The sequence below is a fragment of the Vibrio sp. 10N.261.55.C5 genome (genome assembly GCF_041470505.1).
GTDB classification, from domain to species: Bacteria; Pseudomonadota; Gammaproteobacteria; order Enterobacterales; family Vibrionaceae; genus Vibrio; species Vibrio crassostreae_C.
Map to the genome: position 1 here is coordinate 176,958 of NZ_JBFRMS010000011.1, position 12,877 is coordinate 189,834.

The following is a 12,877-nucleotide window of genomic DNA, read 5'->3' on the forward strand; positions in this document are numbered from 1 at the left end:
AAATGAAAGTAATCGACACTCGTATTCCTGATGTGAAAATCATAGAGCCAAGTGTATTTGGTGATGAGCGTGGTTTCTTTATGGAAACCTGGAATCAAAAGCAATTTGAAGAGCTAGTAACGGGAAAGCCGACTCAATTTGTACAAGATAATCACTCTAAATCGAAGAAAGGTATCTTACGCGGCCTGCATTACCAAACTGAAAACACCCAAGGCAAGTTAGTTCGTGTCGTTTCTGGTGAAGTGTTTGATGTGGCCGTTGATATTCGAAAAGGCTCGCCAACTTTTGGGCAGTGGGTAGGAGAGTACTTATCAGCTGAAAACAAACGTCAATTGTGGGTGCCAGAAGGGTTTGCTCATGGGTTTTACGTGACGAGTGAAGAGGCGGAGTTTGTTTATAAGTGTACAGATTATTATAATCCTAGTGCCGAAATTTCGATTAGATGGGATGATTCAGTACTTGCCGTCATGTGGCCTATTGAGTGTGAACCACTGCTATCAAATAAAGATTTAAATGCAATTAAATTTAGTGAGTTTTAAAAGTATGTACGATAAGAAATTTGTAATCGAAAAAAGTCAATTGAAAGGCAGTGTTACAGTTAGTGGTGCAAAAAATAGTGTTTTACGTTTGCTTGCGGCATCTATTCTATTTGACCAAAATGTGGAATTGACAAACTATCCAAGCAACCTTTTAGATGTGCAGATTCATGAGGATATGTTGCGGTACTTGGGGAAGTCTGTTGTCGTTGATGGTGATAGTGTTGTAATTTCACAAGATAGTGATATTAGTACGAATCTCGAATGGCATGATCGCTCAATCCGAAACACCCTGTTGATCCTAGGTGCGTCAGTAGCTAAGTATGGTTACGGTCGTGTACCGCTACCTGGCGGGTGTAAATTAGGAGAGCGTAAATATGATATTCATGTTCATGTACTTGAATCGCTCGGTGCAAAAATATCTGAAGATGGGGATTATTTAGTAGCCGAATCAAAAGAAAGGCTAAAAGGCTGTGACATTCACCTTCGAATGCGATCTACTGGTGCTACGGAAAATGCTATTCTCGCTGGTTGTTTAGCAAGTGGCATTACACGAATATATAATCCCCACATTCGCCCTGAAATTATCGACTTAATTGATTTTTTGAATAAATCAGGAGCAAATATTAAAGCTTTTGGTCAAGAAAGAATTGAGATTAATGGGGTTAATTCCCTATCTTCGATTCGTCATTGTGTAATGCCAGACAATATGGAAGCATTAACGTGGGTTATTTTGGCAACAATGACGAAAAGTGAAATTAAAATTGAAAACTTCCCTTTTAAAGACCTTGAAATACCATTAATTCATCTTCGAGAGAGCGGAGTTAACTTATACAGATGTAATGATAGCGCTATTGTTGCAGAAGGTGAGTGCTATCCTATTGAAATTAGTACTGGTCCATACCCGGGTATTAATTCTGATATGCAACCTTTATTTGCGGCGTTTGCATCAATGTGTAATGGTACGAGTCATATTATTGACTTGCGATTCCCTGGTCGTTATGCATATGGGGAAGAAATGAAAAAAATGAACATCAATACGACTATTAATGGTGATTTGTTCGTTGTTAATGGTAGTGATGATATCAAAGGTGCTGAGGTAAAAGCTCTTGATTTGAGAGCTGGCATTGCACTCTTGATGCTAGGGATGGTGGCTGAGGGAGAGACTATTATTAGTGATTCATGGCAAATCAAGCGTGGTTATAACAAGATATTAGAAAAACTCACTTCTTTGGGTGCAAAAATAAAAGAAATTTAAGCTAGCTACAGAGGGCCCGATTTTTCGGGCTGTTACTTATGAAAATTGAAAATAATATCCCCTTATCCAACTACTCTAATTGGAAAATTGGTGGGGTCGCACACTCTCTAATACAAGTTGATGCAATAAGTGACTATGTATCAGCATTAGAGTACTGTACTCGTAATTATTTGAAACCTGTAATTATTGGTAATACGACAAATGTTTTATTCAATGATGGGTTTTTAAATATAGCACTTATCAAACTTGGTGAAGCATTTTCTACCATAGATTATAATGGTGAAAATTTGGTTGTTGGTGCAAATGTATATTGTCCTTATTTGGCAAAAAAAGCTAAAGACTTTTCTTTAACAGGTTTTGAACATATAGTTGGAATACCAGCCACACTTGGTGGCCTTATATGCATGAATGGTGGAAGTCAACGTAAAACAATTTCAAGCCTAGTTAAGTCAGTGACATCAATAGATAAAAGTGGTAAATTGATAGTTCGTAATATAAACGAATGCCAGTTCGATTATAGAGAGAGTACTTTTCAAAATAAAAGTGAACTAATACTATCTGTAGAGTTAGAATGTAACCTAGGAAATAAGCGTAAAATTCTTTCTGAATGCCTCTCTATCCTAAGAGAAAGAAGCCGTAAGTTCCCGAGGAAGAAGCCAAGCTGTGGGTCTGTTTTTATTAGCCATCCTGAAATGTATTTTAAATTTGGCCCTCCAGGGAAGGTAATTGAAGATTTAGGATTAAAGGGTGTCATTGTTGGAGGTGCTCAAATATCTCCAGAACATGCTAACTTTATAGTCAATAATGGTGGTTCTTCTGCTGCAGATGTTTTAGCCTTGGTGCGATTGATAAATGATAACCTAGAGAATAAGGGCATGCCGAAGTTAAGGTCGGAGGCGTTGTTTATTTCTAATGGCATACCTAATCTTCGACTTGATGAATTTGTTTCAAATGAAAAAAAATAAAACACTATTAGAAACAGTTAGTATAATTATTGCAAAGGTTGGGACTCTTGCCTTAGCGATGATAAATATGGTTCTTATTGCAAGAGGTCTAGGTGTTGAAACTAGAGGTGCTTATGCTGCAATTTTGGTTTTCCCACAACTGATTACCGCATTTACTGAAGGTGGCATGAGACAATCTTCAGTTTTTTTTATCGGTAAATGCCATGATAATTTAAGTTATATAAGCTCATCCTTGTATATATATAATATTATTGCTTCATTCATAGGGTTTTCTCTTTGTTACTATTTGATGGAGTATCAAGGTAACTTCTCTCTATCAATTGTAATGATCGCATCTTTGATTATACCAATATCATTGTTTTTGAACGGGTATAAAGGAGTGTTATTAGGCCTAGGATTAATAAAACTATTTAATCATTCATTGTGGTATTCAAAGCTAATAGCAAGTTTAATCATTGTGGTTCTATATGTATGTAATGAAATGAGCCTGTTAAGAATAGTAATGATTACGGTGCTTACGGAATTAATTAGCCTATTACAAGTTGTCTATTACCTTTGGAGAAGAGATAAATTAAAATTTGAGTATGATCATCGTTTTGTAATAATAATGATGAAAAAAGGCTTCCTTTATTCTATTGGTTTTTTCTTGATTCAAGCTAACTATAAATTAGATCTGATGATGCTTTCTATCTGGTCTAATAAATACGAATTAGGAATATATGCAGTTACATCTCAAATTGTTGATGTTATATGGCAAGTCCCCAGTGCTGTCGTTTTAGTTTTACTATCTAAGGTTGCTAATTCACAAGGGAATAATGAAGAGTTAATATGTATTTCAAGTAGAACAACACTATTCGTTTGTCTTACGATAACAGTTATTTCTTTATTTTTATTATCCCCTTTAACTAATTACATATTAGGGCGTGAGTATTCTGAAGTTTATGGTATATTTGTAATACTTTCGCCTGGCATAATATTGTGTTCCCTTTTTAAAACAATAAACTCATATTATGCGGGGAAAGGAAACCCTAAAGTTTCAATTGTAGTTATGGGTTTGGCAGTATTGGTTAATGTCTTAATGAATTACAACCTAATTCCTAGCTTAGGAGCAAGAGGTGCTGCTATAAGTTCTTCATTTAGTTATATTATAAGTTCGATTGTAATTACCATTTACTTTTGTAAAACACAAAATTGTTCATTATATGATGTAGTAGTGTTGAAATACAATGATATTAAAAAAGTTAAAATCCGTAGTTAAGTTTATTATTCATGGTTCTAGCCTTGAAGAACTAGTATATGAATCTTCGTCAATTGGCAGAAATGGCTTTGTTAATAAAGTTCGATTAGAGAATATCAAAAGGAAGATTCAATCAAAATATGCCTCTAACATTTCTAGTCGATGTCAGTTTGGGAGTAATTTAATGTTTAAACACCCAATTGGTATCGTTATAGGGGATGGCGTAAAAATAGGTTCTAACGTTACAATATATCAAAATGTGACTATTGGTGCTAGAAGGTTGGGTGAGGGTAAGGTTAACCTTTATCCTACGTTAGGAAATAATATCACTGTTTATACAGGAGCCGTAATACTAGGGAATGTAAAAATCGGTAATGATTGTATAATAGCAGCAAATGCTGTTGTTTTAAAAGATATGCCAGCAGGAACGATAGCTAAAGGTGTTCCTGCGATAATATCTTGTAATAGAAACATTATTAGTAGCTAGCTATGATTATTTTATTTATATTTACGATTTTAGTCTTGGCATTATGGACTACGACGAAGTTTGGAGCTGATGACTTAAAGTTAAACTTTTTCGTATTTATTTACACGGTGGTGTTTGGTACATTTATCATAGCTTTTAATTTTGAAACACCGGACTATAGTAGTTACATTTATATAGTTAATGAGGTAGGTAGTTTTGATGATTATCTATCAGGAAGTACAGAGGGTTTACATGGTGACTTTACCTTTTTCTTCTTATCTGCACTGTCTAACTCTATGGGCTTTGAGCCTTGGTTCGTTTTTGGATGTATCGGATTAATTTCTATCTCTATTGTTTGTTTTGTTGTGGTAAAAACCTCACCTGTACCCGCTTTATCAATATTTATATATTTAAGTCACTCATTTATCAATAAGGAAATGATACAACGACGCGCCGGCCTTGCTACTGCTTTTGCATTATTAGCTATTTATTACTTATCTAAAAATAGTAAGGTGAGAACTACAGGTAGTTTGAGCTTAATGGTTCTTAGTCACAGCTCTTCTATTTTTTCATTCGCGCCGATAGTAATGTATAAACTAGTTTCAAAGCATAAGTTTAGGTTGCTTGCTCTTGTGTGCCTTGGTTTATCTGTTTCGTTTAATGTTATGGGAGGATTTGCTTTCATATCGCAGTTGTTCCCTAGTCTTGTCCCACAACAAGTTTTAATGTATTCAGAATGGGATAAGTATAATTTTGAAATCGGGATTTTTTCTCCTAGTGTACTAAGAGCCGTCTTGATATCTGTACTTTCAATCGTTTATTTTCATAAAATTAAAGATAATGCATTTTTGACTCTAAGTTTTTTATTTTATATCGGAGCAACCTGTTTCCTTATTACATTCAGTGATCTTGCTATATTAGCTGCCCGAGTATCTTCAATTCTTTTTTGTGTAGAGTGTATTTTGGTACCATTCATTATGAACTGTTTTAGTTCGAAATATGGATACTTCTTAGCTTGGTTATATGGTGTTTTGATTCTTAGTAATAATATAATTCTTGGTGGTTTAGGGACAGTTGGAATATTTTAATGAAAATAATTTACTTTATTGGTGGTGTTAAAGCATCTGGTGCAGAAAAAAGACTCCTAATGACCGCAATTGGCATGTCGAGTTATGGTTTAAATACAACAGTTGTTATCAGAAAGAGCCTATATAATGATTTCTTATTGAGAGGTTATGACATTTCTCGTTTGAATTTTATGATTGTAAATGACATCGGGAGAACCGGAATTTCAAAAACGTTATATTTATTCTCTCTTTTTCTATGTAACATGAAAATACTCTTCTGTCATGATTTTGATATTTGTCACACGGCAATATTTAGTCCCTTTCATACAATATCGGGTCTAAAATCAAAGAAATCATTTATTTTTGAAGTTACGAGTCCGGATGTCGCTATATCTAAGGTTACATATATTGCAGCTAAGCTAATTAGAAGTTTAAAGTTAATTAGTGTCAGTGAGTCAGTAGATAATAGATTGAAAGAGTCTGGAATAAAAGAAATTAGTGATATTCTGTTGAGGAATTATCCTTATGTTGAGCCAAGAAATGATAATTGTAATGAGTCTCTCTTAGTTGATAAGGTTAATACGGTAGTGTACGCTCATCGGTTAATTGAAAGAAAAAATCCCATTAAGGCAGCTCGAGTATTTTTGTCTGTAGCAAATAAATTTCCAAATTGGAATTTTGAAATTTATGGGAGTGGGCCTTTAGAGAATACTGTTGAAAATATGGTCCATTCTTCGCAGAATAAAAACATCAGTTTTCTCGGAAGAAGCAATGATCTTTCTAAAAAGCTTGCTCGTTCGAAAATATTTGTTTCTTTAATATCTCCCGATAACTACCCGTCACAATCTGTATTAGAAGCAATTTATCTTAAGAATTTTGTTGTTCTATCTGATACTGGTCAGTCGAAGGAAAAGTTTATTTTCAATGAGTCAAATGGTTTGGTTACTTCTTTAGACGAGAAAGATATTGAATCAAGTTTGATAGAAGCAATTAATCAAGTTGATCACAGTGCTGCACAATTGCTTGAAGCATCCCAAAAGTATACGTATGAATACTATATTAATGATAATATGAGACTCTATGAACAATTTAAATAGTAAATGCGCTATCATAATACCAGCACTAAATAATAAAGGGCCTGTCAAAGGTGCGATAGCACTCTATAATTTATTGTCTGATATAGGTGTGAAATGCACGCTTGTTGTCCTAAAAGAGACTTCCGATAAAGAGCTAAAGTTTAGTGGTGATGTAATTCGTTTAGGAAATAACGGTGGATTATATTCTAAGGCAAAGCTATTTGGAAAAAGATATCATGATTTTGATTATAGAGTGTCATTTTGTTTTTCAGCTGACGTCTTTAATTTATTACTTGGAAAAACAGCAAAGAAAATAACTAGCGTCAGAGCTAATAATTTTAAAAATTACCATATGGACTATGGCTTTTTAGGTTTACCATTAGCTTTCTTCCATTATATGCTATTTAATTTTTTTGATAAGGTTATTGCTATAAGTAAGGTGATGGTAAAAGACGTATCTAAATTCGTTGTATCTAAGGATAAGATCGTGTTCATAGGCAATTTTATTGACAAGCCTATTTTTGACGATAATGATTTGAACTGTAGAAAGTTTGATAGTAATGTTTTTAATATTTGCTTTGTTGGTAATTTAGTAGGTAGAAAAAGAATTGATTTATTAATTGAATCAATTCCAAAATTAAGATCTAGTTTTAGTTTTCCTATTAGGGTTAATATTATCGGAGATGGTGACCTTAAGCTAGATTTGAAAGAGCTAGCTAAAAGTAAATCTTTAAATGATGATGTTAATTTTTATGGGGAGATGTCCAATCCTTTATCTATCATAAGTAAATCTGATCTCTTTGTTTTGCCTTCATTATCGGAAGGTGTATCTAGAGCTATGCTTGAGTCACTATCTCTTGGGGTGCCTGTGTTAGCAAGAGACATCGATGCGAATAGTGAAATAGTTTTTGAAGGAGTAAATGGACATTTGTTCGTTGATGATGATGACTTTTATCGTGCTTTAGAACGAGCGGTAGCTTGTTCTTCAGAGTGCAAATATGATGACGTTTCTGTACCACTAGAATATACACTTACTTCAGCTGTTGAGAAGTACGCACGATTGTTAGGAGTGTATAATGAGTCGGGCAAATAATATTGACCTTTTACGAGTGATATTGTCATTTTCAGTGGTATATTATCATTATGTTTTTTTAACCGGTAATGAAATTAGCTTAGGTTTTTTTTTCAACATAATTGACTCAGATGTAGCTGTTAAGAGTTTCTTTTTTTTAAGCGGCTTTCTAATCTGGAATAGTATGCAGCGTAGCGACTCTATCCGAAGCTTTATTATTGCACGCATGCTTCGATTGTTTCCAGCACTCTTGATTATACTTTTAATCACCTGTCTTTGGGCTTTACTTCTAGAGCCTGGTGCTTTTCTAGAATCATTTTATTATTATCTATGGAATGCTGCGCTACTAGGGTTTATGCATACTACAATTTCGCAAGTTACATCCGAAACTAACATTAACGCTCTAAATGGATCGTTGTGGACATTGAAAGTAGAATTTATGTATTATATTTTCATAGCAGCGATGTTTTTTATTAAAAAGAGCAAGGCATTAAAGATTGTAGTTTTTCTCACATTAATATCTTTACTTCTAAATATTTCAGTTGAATTTTTAAAATTTAATCTTTCTAAGTCAATTGTAAACCAAATTCCATTTGTTTTCTGTTATTTTGGTTTGGGAGTTATTCTTTTCGAAATGCGTGACTATTATTCACGCGCCGGTCTCAATGTCGCTTTTTTACTTTCTTTTTTGTTGTACTTATTTTTACCTGATGTACTGATTGTTAGACTGCTTTTTGTAAGTTTCTTTGTTCTTTGGTTTTCATTTGGATTACCACAAATAGTTTCCCTAGATAAGGTTGGGGATGTTTCGTACGGTATGTATATTATCCATTTTCCACTTTTACAACTAAGTATTGCTTCGGGTTACCCTTTCGCCGAAGGTTTAGTTGCTTTTTTTGTATTTGTATTTGTTCTTGTTTTTTTGTCTTTGTGTAGTTGGAAATTTATCGAATCTCCATCTATAAAATTTGGGAAAAAATTAGTTAGGCGTTGTATATGAAAGCTTTTATTTCTGTTGTATCCCATGGGCATGGTAAATTAATATCTAATATTGATACGTTAAGTACATTGTCAGAACACTTTACTGTTGTTGTAAAAAATAATGTTCATGATCAGGAGATCGAGAGGTATGTTAAGGATAGCAAAATAGTATTTATCAATGATGAAGATTTGTATAGTAAGGGGTTCGGTGAAAATAATAATATTGTTTTTAACTTTTGTCAGGAATATTTAGGTTTAGGTGAAAACGATTATTTCCTAGTTTTAAACCCTGATGTGGTTATCGATGTTGATTCTATTACAAACCTATTAGAAACTATGGCATCTGATAAGTTAGATTTGGGTGCTATTAACCTCTATGTGGATAAATCAATGACTAAATTTGATCCAAGCGTGAGAAGGTTTCCTAGTTTTTTGACTTTCGTTCGTTCCATTATTGGCCTCGGGAATGATAGTATTTTAGATAAATCTCTGCTGCCGCCTATTTCTACTGTTGATTGGGCTGCTGGATCTTTTCTTTGTTTCAGAGCCGGACATTATGAAAAGCTGAGGGGATTTGATACAAAGTACTTTATGTATTGCGAGGATATTGATATCTGTTACAGAAGTTTCAAGCTATCTTCACCAGTTACCTTCTTTAGGGATATAAAGGCAGTTCACTTTGCTCAATCTAGTAATAGAAAAGTTTTTTCTCGCCATTTTTACTGGCATTTAAAAGGGAGTTTCCGATTTCTATTCAAGGCTCGGTTTTATTAATTATATCGCTTTGAAATTACATGGTTATTTTTTAAATTGTTAATGAAATTTTCAAATAATATAAATACTTTGGGAAGATTCTGGATACTTATTTATTTGACGGTTCTTTATTTAATCATCTACTAAGCTAATTTATCTGTTTAGATTGTGCACATTTTGGGTCAGGATGACTCAAGCACGTTTAGCTCAAGTATTCCTGCAAGACATGGTTTGTTATCACTTTCTTTTATTGAGCGTACATCGAGATTTCTTGTGCGATGAAGGCCATCATTCTGAGCAAAACTTTGAGAATTTCGGTTTTAGTTGGTCGAACGCATGCGTTTGCTAGGCTAAGTGTTTGCGATTGATGTATGTACCTGTGTCATTATGTCGAATCACTACTATTTGGTGTGCAGGGCAAGATCATGAAAAACCCATATGGAATAAGGGGTAGCGTGAAGTGATGTTTCCACTAATTTGTACACTGAAGTCACAACAAATTCAATACATTCAAGATCGATTTGATGATCAGATTTAGGTGTGATCATATACTGTTTTTTAACAGCAGATATTTAGCCATAATGAATGGATTAAGCCTTTTGGACCATATTTCAGTTATTCGAGACCCTCGCCAAGCTTGGAAAATAGAGCACACGCTAACCGACATTATCTTCTTAACAATTGCAGCAGTGATTGCTGGTGCTGAAGGTTGGGAGGATATTGAAGATTTTGGTGAAGATAACTTGGAATGGCTTAGGCAGTATGGTGATTTCAAACAAGGCATACCAGTACACGATACCATTGCCCGAGTTATCAATCTTATTTCCGCCAAGTAACTGCAACGATGCTTTACTGCGTGGATGAAAGACTGTCATGAGACGACAGAGGGTGAAGTGATTGCTATCGACGGCAAAACTCTCAGAGGCACATACAACAAAGACAAGCGTTGTGGTGCAATCCATATGGTTAGTGCCTTTAGTGCAGCAAACCAAGTTGTACTAGGACAAGTGAAGACTGCGGATAAAAGCAATGAAATAAAAGCGATCCCTGAACTGCTTGAAATGCTTTCCTTGCGAGGTTGTTTAGTGACTATTGATGCTATGGGATGCCAGAAGGATATAACTGAAAAGATAGTCGCTCAAGATGCAGATTATCTCTTAGCGGTAAAAGGTAATCAAAAACGATTGGAGCAAGCGATTAGCCAAGTGTTTAATTCTAGTATGATTAATAGTTTTGAAGGTGATAAATACGTCACTCAAGAGAAAGGGCATGGTCGTACAGAAACGCGTTTGAGTATGGTTGTTCACAATACAGATTTCTTAGGCTATATAGCGTTTGATTGGGCTGAACTCTCCACAATTGGTATGGTCGTTTCAATTCGTCAAGAAGGTGATAAGCCAGCAGAAACAATGCAAATCAAGCACTACATAAGCTCAGTAAAACTAACGGCTAAAGCTTTACTAGAGAGCACGCGAGCACATTGGAGCATTGAAAGTGTGCCGCAGGCACTGAAGTTAGCAGCATAAGGAGATGCTATGACTCAAGGCATAAGCTCAGGAAGAGATGGTGGTAGGCCCACCGAAGTCTGCTGTCGGAAGCTGGCTTCAAACCACTCCAAGTGGCTGTAGTTAAGAGCTATGGTCATGAGCGTTGGAGTCAAAGTGCGAACGAAAGTTCGGCAGGTACGATATAGAGAGACGAGTTAACCCGAACCCATGTGGACGCGTCGTAATCCAGAGATTGACATCAAAACCAAGGGCGTTTCTATCTCTTGGGATAAGTCTATGAGTAAACTCCGAATGCTGCATAGACGGTGTCCGGCGTATAGTGGGCGTGAATCTATATCAGGCTCTTTTTGGGAACTGCGGGAACCAGTCGTTGTGATGCCTAAGGAAGACATACAAGCCACTGAATTGGCGAGTATTAGAGTACCGATGCACAGCACTGGGACGGAGCTATCTGTAGTAGTGAGGAAACAGCTGTAATGGTTGTGGAGCGAAGGGGTAGCGTTAGGCCGTCGTTAAGTTCTGCCCAACTGACAATAAGTCAGGAGGAGGCAGAGGTTAAGACAAAACAATTCAACATTTCAAAATGGCAAGTAGTCAACGCATACAAGTTGGTGAAAGCAAATGCAGGCGCGGCAGGGGTTGATAATGAAACACTGGCCGAATTTGACAGGAACTTAAAAGGAAATCTCTATAAAATTTGGAACCGATTGGCATCGGGAACCTACTTCCCTCCGCCAGTACTGGCTGTAGCCATTCCAAAGAAAGCCGGAGGCGAGAGGATACTTGGTATACCAACCGTCAGTGACCGCATCGCACAGATGGTGGTCAAACTGACATTTGAACCCCAAGTAGAACCGCACTTCTTGCCAGATTCGTATGGATACAGACCAAAGAAATCGGTTCTAGATGCTATAGGTGTAACTCGAAGACGGTGTTGGGACTATGACTGGTGCCTTGAGTTCGATATTAGGGCATTGTTTGATAAAATACCGCACGACCTACTGATGAAAGCAGTCGATAAACACTGCACAGAAAAGTGGGTAAGGTTATATATCAAACGTTGGTTAACAGCACCGATGAAAATGCCAGATGGAGAGTTGAAAGCAAGGGATATGGGAACACCTCAAGGAGGGGTAATCAGTCCTGTTCTCGCCAATCTCTTTTTACATTATGTCTTCGATAAATGGTTACACAAGCATTACCGCGGTATACCTTGGTGTCGATATGCGGATGATGGGCTGGTTCATTGCAAAAGCAAAGAAGAAGCCGAACAGATCTCAACATCGCACAGATATCAGGTTGGTTAAATCCAATGATAAATGGCTGGATTGGGTACTATGGTAAGTACTATCGGTCGTCGCTATACCCAGTGTTTAGACACATCAACAAAGCTCTGATTAGGTGGGCGAGACGCAAATACAAAAAACTTCGTCGCCATAAGACTCGAGCAACGCTGTTCTTGGAAAGGATAGCTAAGCAGAATCCGTGGTTGTTTGCCCATTGGAGGCATGGAATGAGAGGATCGTTTGCCTAATGGAAGCGGTATGAACTGAGAGGTTCACGTACCGTTTTGCGAGAGGCTGCAGGGGGAGTTCCTGCGGTCTACTCACCATCAGATGCACTGGCGATTAGACGTTGGTTTTAAAGAAGATGAATGTCGGATACGTCGAGAGCAAGCCGGTGAGAATTTAGCAGTTATAAGACATATAGCTTTAAATCTGCTGACGGAAGAAATCAGCTTCAAAGCAGGGATCAAAAGAAAGCAGAAAAAAGCGAACCGCAATAACGCTTACCTTTCGCAAGTCCTTGCAGGGCAAGGGGCTTCGTAATCTTGCCCTGATTTGGTGTGTATATTAATACGGCTGGTGCTGCAAATAGGTCGCTCAGAGTTAGATTGCTTAATACAAAGCGTATTGGTTTGTGAATCTTTCACTCGATGGTAAGTTAAAACCTAAGGC

The 12,877-nt window shown here is 36.3% G+C and carries 13 protein-coding genes and 2 pseudogenes; all 15 read left to right on the forward strand.

Annotated features, from left to right (window positions below; all coding sequences use genetic code 11):
• Positions 1–2 precede the first annotated feature (2 nt).
• Positions 3–539 carry a dTDP-4-dehydrorhamnose 3,5-epimerase gene (gene rfbC, locus AB4263_RS04400; protein ID WP_146493051.1) on the forward strand — a complete coding sequence of 179 codons (537 nt, stop codon included), beginning with the start codon at positions 3–5 and terminating at the stop codon, positions 537–539.
• The gene (locus AB4263_RS04405) at positions 514–1,794 is read left to right on the forward strand and encodes a UDP-N-acetylglucosamine 1-carboxyvinyltransferase (RefSeq protein WP_372097662.1); all 1,281 of its coding nucleotides are present in this window, start codon (positions 514–516) and stop codon (positions 1,792–1,794) included. The genes rfbC and AB4263_RS04405 overlap by 26 nt, the downstream gene beginning before the upstream one ends.
• 38 nt (positions 1,795–1,832) lie before the next feature.
• Positions 1,833–2,759, forward strand: coding sequence for a UDP-N-acetylmuramate dehydrogenase (murB, locus tag AB4263_RS04410; protein ID WP_372097664.1), 927 nt, complete (start codon positions 1,833–1,835; stop codon positions 2,757–2,759).
• Positions 2,746–4,017, forward strand: a complete 1,272-nt coding sequence (locus tag AB4263_RS04415; RefSeq protein ID WP_372097666.1) for a polysaccharide biosynthesis C-terminal domain-containing protein — start codon at positions 2,746–2,748, stop codon at positions 4,015–4,017. Before murB ends, AB4263_RS04415 begins: the two co-directional genes overlap by 14 nt.
• Entirely contained in the window at positions 3,986–4,483 is a 498-nt protein-coding gene (locus AB4263_RS04420) for a serine O-acetyltransferase (protein WP_372097668.1), read from the forward strand. Before AB4263_RS04415 ends, AB4263_RS04420 begins: the two co-directional genes overlap by 32 nt.
• A gap of 2 nt (positions 4,484–4,485) precedes the next feature.
• A complete protein-coding gene (locus AB4263_RS04425; protein WP_372097670.1) occupies positions 4,486–5,550 on the forward strand; it encodes an EpsG family protein in 1,065 nt (354 codons plus the stop codon).
• The gene (locus AB4263_RS04430; RefSeq protein WP_372097672.1) at positions 5,550–6,626 is read left to right on the forward strand and encodes a glycosyltransferase; all 1,077 of its coding nucleotides are present in this window, start codon (positions 5,550–5,552) and stop codon (positions 6,624–6,626) included. Before AB4263_RS04425 ends, AB4263_RS04430 begins: the two co-directional genes overlap by 1 nt.
• Complete coding sequence (locus AB4263_RS04435; RefSeq protein ID WP_372097674.1) at positions 6,610–7,698, forward strand: glycosyltransferase; 1,089 nt, start codon at positions 6,610–6,612, stop codon at positions 7,696–7,698. Before AB4263_RS04430 ends, AB4263_RS04435 begins: the two co-directional genes overlap by 17 nt.
• The gene (locus AB4263_RS04440; protein ID WP_372097676.1) at positions 7,682–8,677 is read left to right on the forward strand and encodes an acyltransferase family protein; all 996 of its coding nucleotides are present in this window, start codon (positions 7,682–7,684) and stop codon (positions 8,675–8,677) included. Before AB4263_RS04435 ends, AB4263_RS04440 begins: the two co-directional genes overlap by 17 nt.
• Entirely contained in the window at positions 8,674–9,432 is a 759-nt protein-coding gene (locus AB4263_RS04445; protein WP_372097678.1) for a glycosyltransferase family 2 protein, read from the forward strand. Before AB4263_RS04440 ends, AB4263_RS04445 begins: the two co-directional genes overlap by 4 nt.
• Before the next feature lie 560 nt (positions 9,433–9,992).
• A pseudogene (locus AB4263_RS04450) lies at positions 9,993–10,904 on the forward strand (ISAs1 family transposase); the annotation flags it as partial.
• 291 nt (positions 10,905–11,195) lie between these two features.
• Entirely contained in the window at positions 11,196–11,396 is a 201-nt protein-coding gene (locus AB4263_RS04455) for a hypothetical protein (protein WP_241815097.1), read from the forward strand.
• The gene (gene ltrA, locus AB4263_RS04460; RefSeq protein WP_372097680.1) at positions 11,396–12,226 is read left to right on the forward strand and encodes a group II intron reverse transcriptase/maturase; all 831 of its coding nucleotides are present in this window, start codon (positions 11,396–11,398) and stop codon (positions 12,224–12,226) included. The genes AB4263_RS04455 and ltrA overlap by 1 nt, the downstream gene beginning before the upstream one ends.
• A gap of 5 nt (positions 12,227–12,231) precedes the next feature.
• The gene (locus AB4263_RS04465) at positions 12,232–12,453 is read left to right on the forward strand and encodes a group II intron maturase-specific domain-containing protein (protein ID WP_372097682.1); all 222 of its coding nucleotides are present in this window, start codon (positions 12,232–12,234) and stop codon (positions 12,451–12,453) included.
• Between the two features lie 79 nt (positions 12,454–12,532).
• Positions 12,533–12,748: pseudogene (locus AB4263_RS04470) on the forward strand (transposase); the annotation flags it as partial.
• Between the last annotated feature and the right edge of the window lie 129 nt (positions 12,749–12,877).

Coding starts and splice junctions, on each gene's coding strand:
- murB (WP_372097664.1), top strand. CDS start 1,833: ATGAAAATTGAAAATAATATCCCCTTATCCAACTACTCTAATTGGAAA.
- AB4263_RS04415 (WP_372097666.1), top strand. CDS start 2,746: ATGAAAAAAAATAAAACACTATTAGAAACAGTTAGTATAATTATTGCA.
- AB4263_RS04430 (WP_372097672.1), top strand. CDS start 5,550: ATGAAAATAATTTACTTTATTGGTGGTGTTAAAGCATCTGGTGCAGAA.
- AB4263_RS04425 (WP_372097670.1), top strand. CDS start 4,486: ATGATTATTTTATTTATATTTACGATTTTAGTCTTGGCATTATGGACT.
- AB4263_RS04440 (WP_372097676.1), top strand. CDS start 7,682: ATGAGTCGGGCAAATAATATTGACCTTTTACGAGTGATATTGTCATTT.
- AB4263_RS04435 (WP_372097674.1), top strand. CDS start 6,610: ATGAACAATTTAAATAGTAAATGCGCTATCATAATACCAGCACTAAAT.
- rfbC (WP_146493051.1), top strand. CDS start 3: ATGAAAGTAATCGACACTCGTATTCCTGATGTGAAAATCATAGAGCCA.
- AB4263_RS04455 (WP_241815097.1), top strand. CDS start 11,196: ATGAGTAAACTCCGAATGCTGCATAGACGGTGTCCGGCGTATAGTGGG.
- AB4263_RS04420 (WP_372097668.1), top strand. CDS start 3,986: ATGATATTAAAAAAGTTAAAATCCGTAGTTAAGTTTATTATTCATGGT.
- AB4263_RS04465 (WP_372097682.1), top strand. CDS start 12,232: ATGATAAATGGCTGGATTGGGTACTATGGTAAGTACTATCGGTCGTCG.
- AB4263_RS04405 (WP_372097662.1), top strand. CDS start 514: ATGCAATTAAATTTAGTGAGTTTTAAAAGTATGTACGATAAGAAATTT.
- AB4263_RS04445 (WP_372097678.1), top strand. CDS start 8,674: ATGAAAGCTTTTATTTCTGTTGTATCCCATGGGCATGGTAAATTAATA.
- ltrA (WP_372097680.1), top strand. CDS start 11,396: ATGGTTGTGGAGCGAAGGGGTAGCGTTAGGCCGTCGTTAAGTTCTGCC.